The organism is Streptomyces alboniger (assembly GCF_008704395.1).
Lineage (GTDB): Bacteria > Actinomycetota > Actinomycetes > Streptomycetales > Streptomycetaceae > Streptomyces > Streptomyces alboniger.
Genome location: NZ_CP023695.1, coordinates 5,756,073 through 5,774,025 on the forward strand (window position 1 = coordinate 5,756,073; position 17,953 = coordinate 5,774,025).

At 71.0% G+C, this 17,953-nt stretch carries 17 protein-coding genes; 13 read left to right on the plus strand and 4 right to left on the minus strand.

Translation table 11 applies throughout. The annotated features are described in order from the left end of the window. Positions 1–209 precede the first annotated feature (209 nt). Complete coding sequence (whiG, locus tag CP975_RS25855; RefSeq protein WP_030784668.1) at positions 210–1,052, plus strand: RNA polymerase sigma factor WhiG; 843 nt, start codon at positions 210–212, stop codon at positions 1,050–1,052. Positions 1,053–1,170: 118 nt separating this feature from the next. After that, positions 1,171–1,728: a TetR/AcrR family transcriptional regulator gene (locus CP975_RS25860; RefSeq protein WP_055534633.1), complete on the plus strand. Its 558-nt coding sequence runs from the start codon at positions 1,171–1,173 to the stop codon at positions 1,726–1,728. 26 nt (positions 1,729–1,754) lie between these two features. Here the strand turns inward: CP975_RS25860 and CP975_RS25865 are convergent, their stop codons facing one another. Beyond that, entirely contained in the window at positions 1,755–2,321 is a 567-nt protein-coding gene (locus tag CP975_RS25865; protein ID WP_150477391.1) for a M23 family metallopeptidase, read from the minus strand. 344 nt (positions 2,322–2,665) lie between these two features. On the opposite strand from CP975_RS25865, the gene rpsB reads away from it, so the two are divergent. From rpsB to CP975_RS25915, 10 genes are all read left to right on the plus strand, one after another. After that, positions 2,666–3,586, plus strand: a complete 921-nt coding sequence (rpsB, locus tag CP975_RS25870; protein WP_055534631.1) for a 30S ribosomal protein S2 — start codon at positions 2,666–2,668, stop codon at positions 3,584–3,586. A 100-nt stretch (positions 3,587–3,686) separates the two neighbouring features. Next, the gene (tsf, locus tag CP975_RS25875) at positions 3,687–4,523 is read left to right on the plus strand and encodes a translation elongation factor Ts (protein WP_055534629.1); all 837 of its coding nucleotides are present in this window, start codon (positions 3,687–3,689) and stop codon (positions 4,521–4,523) included. 200 nt (positions 4,524–4,723) lie between these two features. Beyond that, positions 4,724–5,485, plus strand: coding sequence for a UMP kinase (gene pyrH, locus CP975_RS25880; protein ID WP_055534627.1), 762 nt, complete (start codon positions 4,724–4,726; stop codon positions 5,483–5,485). A gap of 157 nt (positions 5,486–5,642) precedes the next feature. Further along, positions 5,643–6,200 (plus strand): ribosome recycling factor, encoded by a 558-nt coding sequence (frr, locus tag CP975_RS25885; protein ID WP_030784640.1) that lies wholly within the window; start codon positions 5,643–5,645, stop codon positions 6,198–6,200. Between the two features lie 32 nt (positions 6,201–6,232). Next, positions 6,233–7,279 carry a phosphatidate cytidylyltransferase gene (locus tag CP975_RS25890; protein WP_150477392.1) on the plus strand — a complete coding sequence of 349 codons (1,047 nt, stop codon included), beginning with the start codon at positions 6,233–6,235 and terminating at the stop codon, positions 7,277–7,279. A gap of 123 nt (positions 7,280–7,402) precedes the next feature. Next, entirely contained in the window at positions 7,403–8,509 is a 1,107-nt protein-coding gene (gene rlmN / locus CP975_RS25895) for a dual-specificity RNA methyltransferase RlmN (RefSeq protein ID WP_055534624.1), read from the plus strand. A gap of 249 nt (positions 8,510–8,758) precedes the next feature. After that, the gene (locus CP975_RS25900; RefSeq protein ID WP_055534622.1) at positions 8,759–9,841 is read left to right on the plus strand and encodes a thiamine ABC transporter substrate-binding protein; all 1,083 of its coding nucleotides are present in this window, start codon (positions 8,759–8,761) and stop codon (positions 9,839–9,841) included. Then, the gene (locus CP975_RS25905; protein WP_150477973.1) at positions 9,817–11,508 is read left to right on the plus strand and encodes an ABC transporter permease; all 1,692 of its coding nucleotides are present in this window, start codon (positions 9,817–9,819) and stop codon (positions 11,506–11,508) included. The genes CP975_RS25900 and CP975_RS25905 overlap by 25 nt, the downstream gene beginning before the upstream one ends. Then, positions 11,508–12,605: an ABC transporter ATP-binding protein gene (locus CP975_RS25910; protein WP_055534618.1), complete on the plus strand. Its 1,098-nt coding sequence runs from the start codon at positions 11,508–11,510 to the stop codon at positions 12,603–12,605. The genes CP975_RS25905 and CP975_RS25910 overlap by 1 nt, the downstream gene beginning before the upstream one ends. Before the next feature lie 10 nt (positions 12,606–12,615). Continuing rightward, positions 12,616–13,407, plus strand: coding sequence for a maleylpyruvate isomerase family mycothiol-dependent enzyme (locus CP975_RS25915; protein WP_055534616.1), 792 nt, complete (start codon positions 12,616–12,618; stop codon positions 13,405–13,407). 18 nt (positions 13,408–13,425) lie between these two features. Here CP975_RS25915 and CP975_RS25920 read toward each other — a convergent pair whose 3' ends face one another. Both CP975_RS25920 and CP975_RS25925 read right to left on the minus strand, forming a co-directional pair. Beyond that, positions 13,426–14,100, minus strand: coding sequence for a response regulator (locus tag CP975_RS25920; RefSeq protein WP_055534614.1), 675 nt, complete (start codon positions 14,098–14,100; stop codon positions 13,426–13,428). Between the two features lie 58 nt (positions 14,101–14,158). Continuing rightward, positions 14,159–15,355 carry a sensor histidine kinase gene (locus CP975_RS25925; protein ID WP_055534613.1) on the minus strand — a complete coding sequence of 399 codons (1,197 nt, stop codon included), beginning with the start codon at positions 15,353–15,355 and terminating at the stop codon, positions 14,159–14,161. A 141-nt stretch (positions 15,356–15,496) separates the two neighbouring features. Here CP975_RS25925 and CP975_RS25930 point away from each other — a divergent pair, with 141 nt between their 5' ends. After that, on the plus strand, positions 15,497–16,624 hold the full coding sequence (locus CP975_RS25930; protein WP_055534612.1) for a glycosyltransferase family 4 protein: 1,128 nt from the start codon (positions 15,497–15,499) through the stop codon (positions 16,622–16,624). On the opposite strand, the gene CP975_RS25935 is transcribed toward CP975_RS25930, so the two are convergent. Then, positions 16,591–17,763, minus strand: a complete 1,173-nt coding sequence (locus tag CP975_RS25935) for an LOG family protein (protein WP_055534611.1) — start codon at positions 17,761–17,763, stop codon at positions 16,591–16,593. The genes CP975_RS25930 and CP975_RS25935 overlap by 34 nt on opposite strands. Positions 17,764–17,953: the final 190 nt, after the last annotated feature.

A 17,953-nucleotide genomic window follows, 5' to 3' on the forward strand; every position in this document is an offset into this window, starting at 1 on the left:
CCCATAGTCTTCGCACACTGCGACACTTCAGTCACGCTACGCTCACAAGGATTCCGACGCGGACAGGCAACCAGACGGACAACCTCATTCACTTCACGCACATCCCCCACCGCACGGACGCGAGCGGCACCCGCGAAATCGCCGCGTCGCGCGACCTCACCGACCCACGCGACCTCACCAATTCACGGCAGAACGGCTCAAGGCGACGAATGACCCAGCACACCTCAGGGTCCGACCGGGCGGCGGTTCCCCCCGCCACCCGTAGCGGCGAGCGGGAGCGGCCTCCCGCCCCCTCGTCGCTGGACGAGTTGTGGCGGTCGTACAAGGCGACGGGCGACGGACGGCTGCGGGAGCAGCTGATCCTGCACTACTCACCCCTGGTGAAGTACGTCGCGGGCCGTGTGAGTGTGGGGCTGCCGCCCAATGTGGAGCAGGCGGACTTCGTCTCGTCCGGGGTGTTCGGGCTGATCGACGCGATCGAGAAGTTCGACATCGAGCGGGAGATCAAGTTCGAGACCTATGCCATCACGCGCATTCGCGGGGCGATGATCGACGAGCTGCGGGCGCTCGACTGGATCCCGCGGTCCGTGCGCCAGAAGGCGCGCAACGTCGAGCGTGCCTACACCACCCTGGAGGCGCAGCTGCGGCGTACTCCCTCGGAGGGCGAGGTCGCCGCCGAGATGGGGATCGCTCTGGAGGAACTGCACGCCGTTTTCAGCCAGTTGTCCCTGGCGAACGTGGTGGCGCTCGAAGAGTTGCTGCACGTCGGCGGTGACGGCGGTGACCGGCTGAGCCTCATGGACACGCTGGAGGACCACGCGGCGGACAACCCCGTGGAGGTCGCCGAGGACCGGGAGCTGCGCAGGCTGCTCGCGCGGGCTATCAACACGCTGCCCGAGCGCGAGAAGACCGTCGTGACGCTCTACTACTACGAGGGGCTCACGCTCGCCGAGATCGGCAACGTACTCGGTGTGACCGAGAGCCGGGTGAGTCAGATCCACACGAAGTCGGTGTTGCAGCTGCGGGCGAAGCTGGCCAGTTTTGGCCGCTGACGCCGCGCGTCCGGCGAGCTGAATCGTCCCTGCCCGACGCATATGCGCCCGGCAGCGACTCCCGTGCGGGGCGTCCCGTCCGTAAAGTGGAGCCGTGCCAAGGATTCGAGCGGCCTCTGTGGCCGAGCACCGGTCGATGCAGCGCGGGGCCCTGCTGGACGCCGCGCGGTCCCTGTTGTCCGAAGGCGGCACGGAGGCGTTGACCTTCCCCGCCCTCGCCGAGCGCACCGGGCTCGCCCGGTCGTCCGTGTATGAGTACTTCCGGTCGCGGGCCGCCGTGGTCGAAGAGCTGTGCGAGGTCGACTTTCCCGTATGGGCCGCGGAGGTCTCCGCGGCGATGCGGGGGGCGCGGTCGCCCGAGGGTCAGGTCGAGGCGTATGTGCGGCGGCAGCTGGCCCTGGTGGGGGACCGGCGTCACCGTGCCGTGGTCGCCATCTCCGCCAGTGAGCTGGACGCCGGTGCCAGGGAGAAGATCCGGGCGGCGCACGGTGGGCTCATCGCGATGATCGTCGAGGCGCTGGAGGCGCTGGGGCACGAGCAGCCCCGGATGGCGGCGATGCTGCTCCAGGGGATCGTGGACGCGGCGGCGCGGCGGATCGAGCTGGGGGCCGCGGAGGATCCCTCCGCCATCACGGAGGCCGCGGTCTCGATGGCTCTGCGCGGGGTGCGCGGCTGAGGTTTCCGGGGCTCTTGAGGTCCCGCTCATGGCGCCGGTGGGCCGGTCAGTGGGAGCAGGCGGGACGGGCCGTCGCGCAGTAGCCACGGTGGCAGCAGGGTCAGTGGGTCCAGATAGGTCCCGGCTCTGCGCAAGCCCCAATGGAGGCAGACCTCGGAGGCCTCGGGACAGTGGCCCGTCGGACCCTCCAGGATGCCTACCTGCTCGCCCGCGGTGACCCGGGCGCCCTTCTTGAGCGTGGCCCGCACCGGCTCGTACGTCGTACGCAGCGGGGGATCCCCGCTCCCGTCCAGCTCCACCGAGACCACGCCTCTGCCCGCCACCCGGCCCGCGAAGGAGACCCGGCCCGGTGCCACCGCCCGTACCGGACTGCCCGGCGGTGCCGACAGGTCCACGCCCCGGTGGCCCGCGCCGTACGCGGTCGAGGGCGGGTCCCAGGCGCGTACGACCGCGGGGCGCTCGCTCGTGCGGGCGGCCACCGGCCAGGTCGTGGCCACGGGTGTCGGGGGCGGGGTCCGAGCCGGGCTCGGGGGTGGGTTCAGGGCGGTCGCCAGCAGCGCGGCCAGCGTCGTCAGGAGCATTTCCAGGCGCATGGCAGAACCGTCCCGCACCCCGGCGTTCCGCGGGGATCATGGTCCGGATCCGTGGAGTACCGGCCGGTTGTGGACAACGCCGTCACTCTCCCGGGTGGAGAGGCGAACGGCTCCGTCGCCAGGTCACGGGTAGCGGCGTCATCCGACGCCCCGCGGGTCCCGTACACTTCTTGTGGCGATCCGGGTCACCGGGTCGACTTCGCACGCCCCGACATCAGGCCCTCACAGGCCGGTGTCAGCGCCCCTCGGTCCCTAGGTCTCTAGTGGCAAGGCGCACAGCGGGCGTCAGGCGCGAGTGCCGTCCGGCACACGCGGCACAACCGAGAATCTCAAGGAGAACGGCCATGGCCGTCGTCACGATGCGGGAGCTGCTGGAAAGCGGCGTCCACTTCGGTCACCAGACCCGTCGCTGGAACCCGAAGATGAAGCGCTTCATCTTCACCGAGCGCAACGGCATCTACATCATCGACCTGCTCCAGTCGCTGTCGTACATCGACCGCGCCTACGAGTTCGTCAAGGAGACCGTCGCCCACGGCGGCACGGTCATGTTCGTCGGCACGAAGAAGCAGGCGCAGGAGGCCATCGCCGAGCAGGCGACCCGCGTCGGCATGCCCTACGTGAACCAGCGCTGGCTGGGCGGCATGCTCACCAACTTCTCGACCGTCTACAAGCGTCTGCAGCGCCTCAAGGAGCTCGAGCAGATCGACTTCGAGGACGTCGCCGCTTCCGGTCTCACCAAGAAGGAGCTTCTCGTGCTCTCGCGCGAGAAGGCCAAGCTGGAGAAGACCCTCGGTGGTATCCGCGAGATGTCCAAGGTGCCCAGCGCCGTCTGGATCGTGGACACCAAGAAGGAGCACATCGCGGTCGGTGAGGCCCGGAAGCTCAACATCCCGGTCGTCGCCATCCTCGACACCAACTGCGACCCCGACGAGGTCGACTACAAGATCCCCGGCAACGACGACGCGATCCGCTCCGTCACGCTGCTCACCCGCGTGATCGCCGACGCCGTCGCCGAGGGCCTCATCGCCCGTTCCGGCGTCGCCACCGGTGACTCGAAGCCGGGCGAGAAGGCCGCCGGCGAGCCGCTCGCCGAGTGGGAGCGCGACCTGCTCGAGGGCGACAAGAAGGCTGACGAGCCGAAGGCCGAGGAGCCGAAGGCCGCTGACGCCGAGGCCGAGGTTCAGAAGTCCGCCGAGACGGAGAAGGCCGCCGACGCCGAGCAGGCCGAGGCGCCCGCCGCCGCCGCGGACGCCGAGCAGGCCTGACCTCACAGGTTCGGTAGTTGACGGCGGGGGCCCGATCGGCCCCCGCCGTTCACCCGTAGACCTCCGTAGATCTTTCAGACTTCGAGAGAGAATTTCGATCATGGCGAACTACACCGCCGCTGACGTCAAGAAGCTCCGTGAGCTCACGGGCGCCGGCATGATGGACTGCAAGAAGGCGCTCGACGAGGCCGAGGGCAGCGTCGACAAGGCCGTCGAGGCGCTCCGCATCAAGGGCCAGAAGGGCGTCGCCAAGCGCGAGGGCCGCTCCGCCGAGAACGGTGCCGTGGTCTCCCTCATCGCCGACGACAACACCTCCGGTGTCATCGTCGAGCTGAAGTGCGAGACGGACTTCGTCGCCAAGGGTGACAAGTTCCAGGCCGTGGCGAACAACCTCGCCGCCCACATCGCCAAGACCTCCCCGGCCGACATCGAGGCGCTGCTCGCCTCCGAGATCGAGGCCGGCAAGACCGTCCAGGCGTACGTCGACGAGGCCAACGCCAACCTCGGCGAGAAGATCGTCCTGGACCGCTTCGCGCAGTTCTCCGGCGCCTACGTCTCCGCGTACATGCACCGCACCATGCCCGACCTGCCCCCGCAGATCGGTGTCCTGGTCGAGCTGGACAAGGCCGACGCCGAGGTCGCCAAGGGCATCGCGCAGCACATCGCCGCCTTCGCGCCGAAGTACCTCTCCCGCGAGGACGTCCCGGCCGAGGTCGTCGAGACCGAGCGTCGCGTCGCCGAGGAGACCACCCGCGCCGAGGGCAAGCCCGAGGCCGCCCTCCCGAAGATCGTCGAGGGTCGCGTCAACGGCTTCTTCAAGGAGGCCACCCTCCTCGGCCAGCCGTACGCGCTGGACAACAAGAAGTCGGTCGAGAAGGTTCTCGCCGAGGCCGGTGTCACCCTGAAGCGCTTCTCGCGCATCAAGGTCGGCATCTGAGTCCGTACCGCGATCGACGGTAGACCCCGCTAGGGTCGACAGCGGTCGCCCGCGTGGGGAGCCCCCGACAGGGAGCCCCCGCGCGACGGTACGACCGCAGGATCTGACGAGGAGGCCACTGCCGAGCATGGGATGCGAACAACACCCCACCGGCAGTGGCCTTCTTCGTATGTGTGTCAAGTAAGAGAAGCGAGAACACCATGACCACCAAGGCCGACTCGAAGAGTGACGACGACAAAGGCGCCGGACGCTTCCTGCTGAAGCTCTCCGGCGAGGCGTTCGCCGGCGGGGGCGGCCTCGGGGTCGACCCCGACGTGGTGCACGCCATCGCGCGCGAGATCGCGGCCGTGGTCCGCGACGGCGCCCAGATCGCCATCGTCATCGGCGGCGGCAACTTCTTCCGCGGCGCCGAGCTCCAGCAGCGCGGCATGGACCGGGCCCGCTCGGACTACATGGGCATGCTCGGCACGGTCATGAACTGCCTGGCCCTCCAGGACTTCCTGGAGAAGGAGGACATCGACTGCCGCGTCCAGACCGCCATCACCATGGGGCAGGTCGCGGAGCCGTACATCCCGCTGCGCGCCGTGCGCCACCTGGAGAAGGGCCGCGTGGTCATCTTCGGCGCCGGTATGGGCATGCCGTACTTCTCCACCGACACCACCGCCGCCCAGCGAGCCCTGGAGATCGACGCCGAGGCGCTGCTCATGGGCAAGAACGGCGTGGACGGCGTCTATGACTCCGACCCGAAGACCAACCCCGACGCGGTGAAGTTCGACGCCCTCGGCTACGGCGAGGTCATCACCCGCGACCTCAAGGTCGCCGACATGACCGCCATCACGCTGTGCCGGGACAACAAGCTGCCCATCCTCGTCTTCGAGCTGCTCTCCGAAGGCAATATCGCCCGGGCCGTCAAGGGTGAGAAGATCGGCACTCTCGTGGGCGACCAGGGAAGCCGGGCCTGACCCCGGGGACCTGGGCCGCTCTCAAGAGACGGACGCGAGACGTCACTTGAGAGGGATGGACAAAGCCCTGCCGGTCGGACACCGTGCAGGAAAGACACGCGACGCAGCCGGCCGCCCTGTGCTAGCCGGGCCTACTCAAGACACGCAGGAGCAAGTGGTGATCGAAGAGACCCTCCTCGAGGCCGAGGAGAAGATGGAGAAGGCCGTCGTGGTCGCCAAGGAGGACTTCGCCGCGATCCGCACCGGCCGTGCGCACCCGGCGATGTTCAACAAGATCGTGGCGGACTACTACGGTGCACTGACGCCGATCAACCAGCTGGCCTCGTTCTCGGTGCCCGAGCCGCGGATGGCCGTGGTGACCCCGTTCGACAAGAGCGCGCTGCGCAACATCGAACAGGCGATCCGCGACTCCGACCTCGGCGTCAACCCGAGCAACGACGGGAACATCATCCGGGTGACGTTCCCCGAGCTGACGCAGGACCGCCGCAAGGAGTACATCAAGGTCGCCAAGACCAAGGCCGAGGACTCCAAGATCTCGATCCGTTCCATCCGCCGCAAGGCCAAGGAAGCCATCGACAAGGCCGTCAAGGACGGCGACATCGGTGAGGACGAGGGCCGTCGCGCCGAGAAGGAGCTGGACGACACCACGGCGAAGTACGTCACCCAGGTGGACGAGCTGCTCAAGCACAAGGAAGCCGAGCTGCTCGAAGTCTGAGGCTCGAGTCCTAGGAATCAGGAAACCGATCCGTGAACGACTCTTCCTGGGGGGCGCCGCCCAGAGCCGGGTACTGGGGGCCTCCCGACCAGGGATCTGGTCAGGGGGCGCCCCCGGCAGGTCCCGCGTACGATGCGCAGGACGCGCTGCTTCCGCCCGAGACGCAGCCGATGCCCATCGTGCCCGACACCCCCGCGCCCCCGCAGGAGCCCATGCCCAGCGCACCACAGCCCGCCCCGGCAGCGCCGCGCCCTCCGCAGAAGAAGAGCGCGGGTCGTGATCTCGGCGCGGCCATAGGAGTCGGTGTGGGACTCGGCGCGGTGATCATCGCGTCGCTCTTCATCGTCAAGGCCGTCTTCATCGGCGTCATAGCGGTCGCCGTCGTGGTCGGCCTCTGGGAGCTCACCTCCCGGCTCGACGAGCGCAAGGGCATCAAGGCCCCGCTGGTGCCGCTCGCGGTGGGCGGCACGGCGATGGTCGTCGCCGGGTACGTCCGGGGGGCCGAGGGTGCGTGGGTGGCGATGGCGCTCACCGCGCTCGCGGTCCTGGTCTGGCGCATGACCGAGCCTCCCGAGGGCTATCTGAAGGACGTCACGGCGGGCGTCTTCGCGGCCTTCTACGTCCCCTTCCTCGCGACGTTCGTGGCGCTGATGCTCACCGCGGACGACGGGCCGTGGCGGGTGCTCACGTTCCTGCTGCTGACCGTGGTCAGCGACACCGGGGCGTACGCGATCGGCTGGCGCTTCGGCAAGCACAAGCTGGCGCCGCGCATCAGCCCCGGCAAGACCCGCGAGGGCCTGCTCGGTGCGGTCACGTTCGCGATGGCCGCGGGCGCCCTGTGCATGGAGTTCCTGATCGACGGCGGCACGTGGTGGCAGGGCCTGCTGATCGGTCTCGCGGTCGCGGCGAGCGCCACGCTCGGTGACCTCGGCGAGTCGATGATCAAGCGGGACCTCGGCATCAAGGACATGGGCACGCTGCTGCCGGGCCACGGCGGCATCATGGACCGGCTCGACTCCCTGCTGCCGACGGCGCCGGTGGTCTGGCTTCTGCTCGTGGTCTTCGTCGGGTCCACCTGACCGACTGCACGGCCGACCGCACGGTCGCTGCTTTCCCTTCTGACCTGCGCGGATGTGCGTGAGGGGCTCGTTGTCCACAGGGCGGCGGGCCCCTTGTCGTATGTCTGCGACACTGGAAGGACCATGCCTGTACCCGGAGAACTCACCTTCGTCGCGCCCCGCGGAGCCAAGAAGCCCCCGCGGCATCTCGCCGACCTCACGCCCGCCGAGCGCAAGGAAGCCGTCGCCGCCATCGGCGAGAAGCCGTTCCGCGCCAAGCAGCTCTCGCAGCACTACTTCGCGCGCTACGCCCACGACCCGGCGGAGTGGACCGACATCCCCGCCGGTGCGCGCGACAAGCTCCGGGAAGCGCTGCTGCCCGACCTGATGTCCGTGGTGCGGCACATCAGCTGCGACGACGACACCACGCGCAAGACGCTGTGGCGCCTCTTCGACGGGACGCTCGTCGAGTCGGTGCTCATGCGCTACCCCGACCGGGTCACCATGTGCATCAGCTCCCAGGCGGGCTGCGGCATGAACTGCCCGTTCTGCGCCACAGGCCAGGCCGGCCTCGACCGGAACCTGTCGACGGGCGAGATCGTGCACCAGATCGTCGACGGCATGCGGGCGCTCAGGGACGGCGAGATCCCCGGCGGGCCCGCGCGCCTCTCCAACATCGTCTTCATGGGCATGGGCGAGCCGCTGGCCAACTACAACCGCGTGACCGGCGCCATCCGCCGCCTCACCGACCCGGAGCCGGACGGCCTCGGGCTCTCGCAGCGCGGGATCACGGTGTCGACGGTCGGGCTCGTGCCCGCCATCCACCGGTTCTCCGACGAGGGCTTCAAGTGCCGCCTCGCGATCTCGCTGCACGCCCCGGACGACGACCTGCGCGACACCCTCGTGCCGGTCAACACCAAGTGGAAGGTGCGGGAGGTGCTCGACGCCGGCTGGGAGTACGCGGCCAAGTCCGGTCGCCGCCTCTCCATCGAGTACGCGCTGATCCGCGACATCAACGACCACGCGTGGCGCGGTGACCGCCTCGGCCGGCTGCTCAAGGGCAAGCCGGTGCACGTGAACCTCATTCCGCTGAACCCGACGCCGGGCTCGAAGTGGACGGCCTCGCGGCCCGAGGACGAGAAGGCGTTCGTGGAGGCCATCGCCGCCCACGGGGTGCCGGTGACCATCCGGGACACCCGGGGCCAGGAGATCGACGGGGCGTGCGGTCAGCTCGCGGCCGCCGAGAGGTAGTCTGGCGGTCGTACGCCTCGTACATGCGATCGCGTACTGCTCGTACACACATCTGCATATTCCGACAGGGGAGCGCCACAGCGCTGAGAGTGCGGCACCTTGGACAGGTGGGCCGCAGACCCTCTGAACCTCGCCCAGGTCATTCTGGGTAGGAAGTTCGGGCACGACTCAAGCTGTTGCGCCCTGCCCGCGGGCTTTCGCCGGCGGGCAGGGCCGCGTCTCTTCCTGGTCTCCCAGGAGGACATTCCAGTGAGCACCAAGAAGGTCACGTTCACCGCCGTCGCGGTGGGCATCGGGCTCGTCGCCGTCTCGGCGTGCGGCGGCTCCGACAGCGGTTCCACGAAGGACGGCTCCAAGAGCGTCACGCTGATCAGCCATGACTCCTTCAACGTCTCCAAGGACGTACTGAAGGACTTCGAGAAGCGCTCGGGGTACAAGGTCAACGTCCTCAAGGACGGTGACGCGGGCGCCGCCGTGAACAAGGCGGTCCTCTCGAAGGACAACCCGCAGGGCGACGTCTTCTTCGGCGTGGACAACACGCTGCTCTCACGCGCGCTCGACCACGGGCTCTTCCAGTCGTACGAGGCCAAGGGCTCGGACAGGATCAAGCCCGAGTTCCGCGTCGACGGGGGCAAGCACCGGGTGACGCCCGTGGACAGCGGCGACATCTGCGTGAACTACGACAAGAAGTACTTCGCCGACAAGAAGCTGGCGCCTCCGAAGTCCTTCGACGATCTCCTCAAGCCGCGGTACAAGAACCTGCTGGTCACCGAGAACGCCGCGACCTCGTCGCCCGGACTCGGGTTCCTGCTCGGCACGGCGGCGAAGTACGGCGACAAGGGCTGGGAGAGCTACTGGAAGAAGCTCGACGCCAACGGCGTCAAGGTCGTCGACGGCTGGGAGCAGGCCTACAACGAGGAGTTCTCCGGTTCCGCGGGCGGCAAGAAGGCCAAGGGCGACCGGCCGCTCGTCGTCTCCTACGCCTCCTCCCCGCCCGTCGAGGTGCTCTACGGCAAGCCGCAGCCCAAGAAGGCGCCGACCGGCGTCGCGACCGGCACGTGCTTCCGCCAGGTCGAGTACGCGGGTCTGCTGAGCAACGCCAGGAACCCCGAGGGCGGCAAGGCGCTCCTCGACTTCCTCGCGAGCGCGAAGTTCCAGGAGGACATGCCGCTGAACATGTTCGTGAACCCGGTGCGCGAGGGCGTCGAGCTGCCCGAGCTGTTCACGAAGCACGGGGTGAGGGTCGACGCGCCCCAGACCATGGACCCGAAGAAGATCGCCGACAATCGCGAGCCGTGGATCAAGTCGTGGACCTCGCTCGTACGGAAGTGACGAAGTCCCGCTCCCGCGCGGGCTTCGGCCGGGGGAGCGCGGCGCGGCTCGGTCTGATGGCCCTGCCCGTCGCGTTCTTCGCGGTCTTCTTCGCCTATCCGGTCTCGGCGATCGTCGCGCGCGGCCTGCACATCGGCGGGGTCTGGCGGTTCGGGCGGGTCGCGGAGGTGCTCGGGCAGTCCGACATCCGCCATGTCCTGTGGTTCACGACCTGGCAGGCGCTCGCCTCGACCGCGCTCACGCTGCTGATCGCGCTCCCCGGCGCGTATGTCTTCGCGCGCTTCGACTTCCCCGGCAAGCAGGTGCTGAGGGCCGTCGTCACCGTGCCGTTCGTGCTGCCCACGGTCGTCGTCGGCACGGCCTTCCTGGCGCTGATCGGGCGGGGAGGGCTCTTCGACGAGCTGTGGGGCGTGCGCCTGGACACCACCGTGTGGGCGATCCTGCTCGCGCACGTGTTCTTCAACTACGCGGTGGTCGTCCGCACGGTCGGCGGGCTCTGGTCGCAGCTCGACCCGCGGCAGGAGGAGGCCGCGCGGATGCTCGGGGCCTCGCGCTGGACGGCGTGGCGGACCGTGACGCTGCCCGCGCTCGGGCCGGCCGTGGCGGCCGCCGCGCTCATGGTCTTCCTCTTCACCTTCACCTCCTTCGGTGTCGTGCAGATCCTGGGCGGGCCCGCTTACTCGACGCTCGAAGTGGAGATCTACCGGCAGACCGCTCAGCTCCTCGATCTGCCGACGGCCGCCGTGCTGACGGTCGTGCAGTTCGCGGCGGTCGGCCTGATCCTGGCGGTCCACGCGTGGACGGTGCGGCGGCGCGAGAGCGCGCTGAAGCTGGTCGACGCCTCGGCCGTGGCGCGCCGCCCGCGCGGTGCGGGGCAGTGGTCGCTGCTCGGACTGGTCATGGCCACGGTCGTGCTGCTGATCCTGCTGCCGCTCGGGGTGCTGATCCAGCGTTCCTTCGACGGCCCGGACGGCTTCGGCCTCGCGTACTTCAGAGAGCTGACCTCGGCGGAGGGCGGCGCCTTCCTCGTGCCGCCGATCGAGGCGGTCTGGAATTCCCTTCACTACGCGATCGTGGCGACGGCCATCGCGGTCGTCATCGGCGGGCTCGCGGCCGCCGCCCTGACGCGGAGAGCCGGTCGTCTCGTACGCGGGTTCGACGCGCTCCTTATGCTGCCGCTCGGGGTGTCGGCGGTGACCGTCGGCTTCGGGTTCCTCATCACGCTGGACGAGCCGCCGCTCGACCTGCGGGCCTCCTGGATCCTGGTGCCGCTCGCCCAGGCGCTGGTCGGCGTGCCCTTCGTCGTACGCACCATGCTGCCCGTCCTGCGCGCTGTCGACGGGCGGCTGCGTGAGGCGGCGGCCGTGCTCGGCGCCTCGCCGCTGCGGGCGTGGCGGGAGGTCGACCTGCCGATGGTGCGGCGGGCGCTGCTGATCGCCGCAGGGTTCGCCTTCGCCGTCTCGCTCGGTGAGTTCGGGGCGACCGTCTTCATCGCGCGGCCCGACAACCCGACCCTGCCGGTCGCCGTGGCGCGGCTGCTCGGACGGGCCGGGGACCTCAACTACGGGCAGGCGATGGCCCTCTCGACGATCCTCATGGTGGTGTGCGCGGTGTCGCTGCTGCTTTTGGAACGCATCTGTACCGAACGCACCACGGGAGAGTTCTGATGGGCCCGCAGCCAATTCCGGCCGCCTTGCTGCGCCTGCGTGAGGCGACCGTCCGTTTCGGGGCGCGGGCCGTGCTCGACGCCGTGGACCTGGAGGTCGCCGAGCACGAGATCGTCTGTGTGCTCGGGCCGAGCGGCAGCGGCAAGTCGACGCTGCTGCGCGCGGTCGCCGGGCTCCAGTCCCTCGACGCGGGGCGGATCGAACTCGGTGGGCGCGACCAGCGCGGGGTGCCCGCGCACAAGCGGGGCGTCGGCCTGATGTTCCAGGACCACCAGCTCTTCCCGCAGCGCGACGTGGCGGGCAATGTCACCTTCGGGCTGCGCATGCACGGCGCCTCGCGGGGCGAACAGGCCGACCGGGTCGCCGAGTTGCTCGAACTCGTCGGGCTGCCGAAGGCGCAGCGGCGCGCGGTCGCCTCGCTCTCCGGGGGTGAGCAGCAGCGGGTGGCACTCGCACGGGCCCTCGCGCCCCGGCCCCGGCTGCTGATGCTGGACGAGCCGCTCGGCCAGCTCGACCGCTCGCTGCGGGAGCGGCTCGTCGTCGAACTGCGGGAACTCTTCGACGAGCTGGGCACGACCGTGCTCGCCGTCACGCACGACCAGGGCGAGGCCTTCGCGCTCGCCGACCGGGTCGTCGTGATGCGGGACGGGCGGATCGCCCAGTCCGGCACGCCGCTTGAGGTGTGGCAGCGCCCTGTGGACGAGTTCGTCGCGCGGTTCCTCGGCTTCGACAACATCGTCGGGGCGACGGTCACCGGCGAGGCGGCCGACACGGTGTGGGGCAAGATCCCCGTGCCGACGGGCACTCCCGCGGGGCGGTGCGAGGTCCTGGTGCGGCCCGCCGGGGTGCGGCTCGTCACCGCTCACGAGGGGCTGGCGTGCACGGTGACGGCGCGCACGTTCCGCGGCACCCATGTCGCCGTGCACCTCCAGCCCGAGGACGGGCCGCGTCTGGAGGCGGCGTGCGCGCTGCGCCGGGCGCCCGAGGTCGGGGAGAGGGTGGGGATCGCCTTCGACGCGGGGGATGTGGTCGTCCTCGGGGAGACGGGCGGGGCGGCGCCGGAAACGCGGGTGCCGCAGGAGCCCAAGTCGCTCTAGTGTTCGGCTCATGACGACCTTGAGTCACGACCGCTACTGCGCCGAAGTCACCACGCAGATCGACCTCTTGAGAGCCACGCTGCGCGGAGCGGACCTCTCCGTCACCGTGCCGACCTGCCCCGACTGGACGCTGTCGCAGCTCGCCCGGCACATGGGCGGCGCGGTGCGCTGGAGCGAGCGGCTGGTCGCCACGCGCGCCGAGCGGAACATTCCGGACGAGGACGTCCCGGACGCCCGCGGGCCCGAGAGTGACGACCCGGCCGCCCTCGACAGGTGGCTCGCCGACACCGCGGCGCTCGGCGAGCGGACGTTCCGCACGGCGGGCGCCGACGCCCCGGCGTGGTCGTGGGCGGGTGACCACACCGCCGGGTTCTGGGCCCGCCGCATGACGCACGAGCTGGCGATCCACCGCGCGGACGCCGCGATCGCCGCCGGTGTCGCGTACGAGATCGCCCCGGATGTCGCCGCCGACGCGATCGACGAATGGCTCGACCTCGTACGGCTGACACAGCTCACCGACCCCGAGGACAGCGCGTCCGAACTCAAGGGCGGCGGGCGCTCCCTCCATCTGCACGCGACCGACGCGCCGCCCGGGCTGAACGCCGAGTGGCTCATCGAGTTCGGTGAGGACGGCTTCACCTGGCGGCGCGGGCACGCCAAGGCGACGGTCGCGCTGCGCGGCCCGCTCACCGAGGTGCTGCTCGCCTTCTACCGGCGGCGATCGCTGGACGCCGGGCGCGTGGAGGTCGTGGGGGAACGGGAGTTGCTGGACTTCTGGCTGGAGCGGGCGACGTTCGGATGACGGGGGACACTCCCGGGTTCAACGCCGAGCCGACGCGGGCGCCCGCACGAGCCCCAGCTCGTACGCGAGGATCACCGCCTGCGCCCGGTCGCGCAGCCCCCTCTTCGTGAAGAGGCGGTTGATGTGGGTCTTCACGGTGTGGTCGCTGATCGTGAGGCGGTCGGCGATCTCCGCGTTCGACAGGCCCTGCGCGATGAGGACGAGCACCTCGGCCTCGCGGGCCGTCAGCCCTTCGACGCCGCCCGTCGGAGCCGGCGGCGTGGCGGCCCGCTGGCGCGTGAACTCCGCGACGAGCCGCTTGGTGACCTCGGGCGACAGCAGTGCGTCGCCGGCCGCCACGACCCGTACCGCGTGCAGCAGCTCGGGGAACGTGGCGTCCTTGAGCAGGAACCCCGAGGCCCCGGCGGTCAGCGCGTCGTACACGTACTCGTCGAGTCCGAACGTCGTCAGCATCAGTGCCTTCGTCGCGCCGCCGGACGCGGCGAGGATCTCGCGGGCCGCGTCGATGCCGTTCTTGTGCGGCATGCGGATGTCGAGGAGGACCAGGTCAGGGCGGTGCTCGGCGGCGAGGCTGACGGCCTGGGCGCCGTCCTCCGCCTCGGCGACCACCTGGATGTCGTCCTGGGTGTTCAGGAGGTTCACGAATCCGGTGCGGACGACGGCCTGGTCGTCGGCCACGAGAGTTCTGATCACGCCCGATGCTTCCCTTCCCGGGAGGTCAAGTACCGCTGTGGACAGAAGGGTTCAGCTGTCACCAAGGGAGTTCCGCCTCCACGCGGAAGCCGCCGGTCCGGCCCGCGCCCGCGGTGAGGCTGCCGCCGACCAGAGAGGCGCGCTCGCGCATGCCGGTGAGGCCGTGCCCCGGCCCGCCGCCACCGGGCGGCGGCGGGCCGGGACCGTCGTCGCTCACGCGGAGCGCCAGCCGGTCCTTGCGGTAGTCCAGCTCGACGGTCGCACGGGCGCCGGGAGCGTGCTTGCGCGCGTTCGTCAGCGACTCCTGGACGATGCGGTACGCCGACAGCTCCCACACCGCGGCCAGCGGCACCCGCTCCCCGCTGACCCGCAGGTCCACGCTGCCGCCCACCGCGCGGTGCTGGTCGAGCAGCTCGTCGAGGTGGGCGAGGGTGGGCTGCGGGGCGGTCACCGCGGTCTCGTCGTGCTGCGGGGTGCGCAGGACGCCGAGGAGGCGGCGCAGTTCGGACATGGAGGCGCGGGCCGTCCCCGCGATCTGCTGGAAGCCCTCGCGGGCCTGCGGGGTCAGACCCGGCGTCGTGTACGTCGCGCTCTCCGCCTGCACGGCGATCATCGACACCGAGTGCGAGACGATGTCGTGCAGCTCGCGGGCGATCGCGGCGCGCTCGGCCTCGGCCGCCTGCCTGCGCTCCATGGCGATCAACTGGTCCTGGGCCAGCGCTCGTTCGTGCCGCGTCTCCTCGCGGGCCCGTACCGCGTCCCCCATGCTGACGGCGCCGAGGATCACCGCGCACAGGCCGAACCCCTCGGCGAACAGACCGAGCGAGCCCGCGTTGCCGAGCGGCGGCACATAGGGCAGCCGGTCGTCGCGGGCCCAGCTGAAGATGTGCCAGAGGTTCGCCGCGAGGGCGCCGAGCGCGCCGCCCGCCACCAGCAGCGCCGGGTGCAGCACGCGATGCCGGGCGAGGACGTAACAGCCCACGAGCCCGCTGATCATCACAGCGATGGACAGGGACGTGTCGGCGCCGAAGCTCAGCAGCCCCGCCGCCACGGTCACCAGGGCCACCGGCGGAAAGGTCCGGCGCCACATCAGGGAGGCCGTGGAGACCAGGATCGCGGTCGCGTTGGTCACCGAGCCGGGGAACTCCACGAGTTCGGCGGCCGCGCCCGCGGTCAGGGCCGCGCCCGTGACCCACGGGTAGGCGGGGGCGGCCGTCAGGGCGCGCAGGCGGCGCCGCAGGGTGGTCGTGCTCATGCCCCGATTGTCGCGGGCCGCGCGGGGCGGGGGCGTCGGCGTCAGGGTGGAGGCGGCAGCCGCAAGTCATGCCACGGGTTGACCCGGGGTTACGGAGCCCGGGGCGACGCGCCGCGCGCCGCGGGTTCCTAGCGTCGGAGCATGCCTCGCACCCTCGTCGTCACCAATGACTTCCCGCCCCGCCAGGGCGGCATCGAGACCTTCGTGGACACCCTCGTCCGGCGCTTCCCGCCCGGCTCGGCCGTCGTGTACACCTCGGCGGAGCCGGGCGACGTGGCGTACGACGGGACGTTCCCCCACCCCGTCGTACGCGATCGGGCCCGCACCCTGCTGCCGACGCGGCGCACGGGGGAGCGGGCGGTCGCCCTCGCCCGGCGGTACGGCTGCGACCGCGTCTGGTTCGGCGCCGCCGCGCCGCTCGGGCTGCTCGCCGGGCGGTTGCGGCGGGAGGCGGCCGTGCGCAGGGTCGTCGCCACGACGCACGGCCACGAGGTGTGGTGGGCCCGCACCCCGGGCGCGCGGACGCTGCTGCGCAGGATCGGCGCGGGCGCCGACTGCGTCACCTACCTCGGGCCGAGCACCCGCGACCCCGTCCGCTGGGCCATGGACCCCGGGGTGCGGTTCGCCCGCCTGGTGCCCGGCGTCGACGCCGAGGCGTTCGGGCCAGGCCTGGACGGCCGCCAGGTGCGGGAGCGGTACGGACTCGCCGACGGCAGGCCGGTCGTCCTGTGCGCGGCGCGCCTCGTGCCGCGCAAGGGACAGGACACCCTGATCGAGGCGTGGCCGATGGTGCGCAGGGCGGTCGCCGACGCCACGCTGCTGCTGGTCGGCTCGGGGCCGCACGAGGCGCGCCTGCGGCAACTCGCCGAGGAACGGGGCGTCCTGGACGGCGTCGTCTTCGCAGGCGGACGGCCGCACCCCGAGATGCCGCTGTTCTACGCCGCCGCCGACGCCTTCGCCATGCCGTGCCGTACGCGCAGGGGTGGCCTGGAGGTGGAAGGGCTCGGCATCGTCTTCCTGGAGGCGGCCGCCGCCGGGCTGCCGGTCGTGGCGGGCGACTCCGGGGGCGCGCCGGACGCCGTACGGGACGGCGAGAGCGGCTACGTCGTCGACGGCCGCTCCCCGGCGGCCGTCGCGGACCGCCTCGTACGACTTCTGCGGGACCGCGAACTCGCCCGCTCCATGGGCGAGAAGGGCCGGGCGTGGGTGCGCGGGGAGTGGGACTGGGGACGGTCCTACGAGGTGCTCGCGGGGCTGCTGGAGACGTGACCCGGGCCCGACAGGAGGGCGTCGAGCGCCGCAGGGGCCTCCTCCACCCGGTCCACCAGGGCGATCCGCGACTCCATGGACCTGCCGCGGGCCAGTGACTCGAGCAGGGGCCACACCGGGAGGTGTTCCGTCCAGTGCGCGCGGTCGACCAGGACCATCGGGGTGGGCTCGCCGCGCGACTCGTAGTAGTTGGGGGTGGCGTTGTCGAAGACTTCCTGGACCGTGCCCGCGGCTCCCGGCAGGAAGACGACGCCCGCGTTCGAGCGGGCCAGCAGGCCGTCCTCCCGGGTGGCGTTGGCGAAGTACTTGGCCAGGTGGGACGCGAAGGCGTTCGGCGGCTCGTGGCCGTAGAACCAGGTGGGGATGCCGACCGAGGCGCCACCCGAGGGCCAGCGCTCGCGGACCGCGAAGGCCGCCCGCGCCCACTCGGTGACGGACGGCTCGAACGAGGGTGCCTTGGCGAGGAGTTCCAGGGCCTCGTCCAGCATGCCGTCGGCGAAGTCGGAGGCGTACGCGCCGAGGTTCGCCGCCTCCATCGCGCCCGGCCCGCCGCCCGTCGCGACGGTGAACCCGGCGCGGGCCAGCGCACGGCCGAGACGCGCCGCGCCCGCGTACGCCTCGGTGCCGCGCGCCATCGCGTGGCCGCCCATCACGCCCACCACGCCTGCCCCGGCGAGCAGTTCGTCCAGGGCGTCGGAGATCGAGTCGTCGTGTATCGCGCGCAGCATCGACGAGAAGACGTCGCCGTCGGCCTTGGTCCGCTGGAACCAGTCGTACGCGTGGGCGTCCGGCGTCGCGTCGTACCCGCCGTCGGCGAGGCCGGCGAACAGGTCGCCGGGGGTGTAGAGCAGCCCACGGTAGGGGTTGAACGGCAGGCCGGGGACCGGCGGGAAGACCAGCGCCCCCGAGGCCCGCACCTTCGCCGCCGCGTCCTCGCGCATGGGGCAGCCGAGGAAGACGGCGCCCGCGACATGGGCGGTCAGGAGCGCGGAACTGCGCTCGGTCAGGTCGACGGCCTGGACGCGGCAGCCGGCGAGCGCGCCGCGCCCCCAGACCTCGTCGAACTCGGCGAGGGTCTCGATCTCGCGGTCCTCGCCGGTCGGACGCGGGTCGGACACGGGTTCGTCAGTCGGCTGCATGGGCCCATCCTAAGAGCCTGTCCGGCCCGGCCCCGAGCGGGAATTCCGTCCCCGGTACGGGCACCGGGTAACCTGCTGCGTATTTTTGTACAGCCGTGGGCAAACGGTGAAGGTTGTGGAAGTCGGTCGGCGGCCCCGCCAACCAGAGGCGCGGGTTCCGCGCGGGGCGGCCCTTTGGTGCGGTATCTGA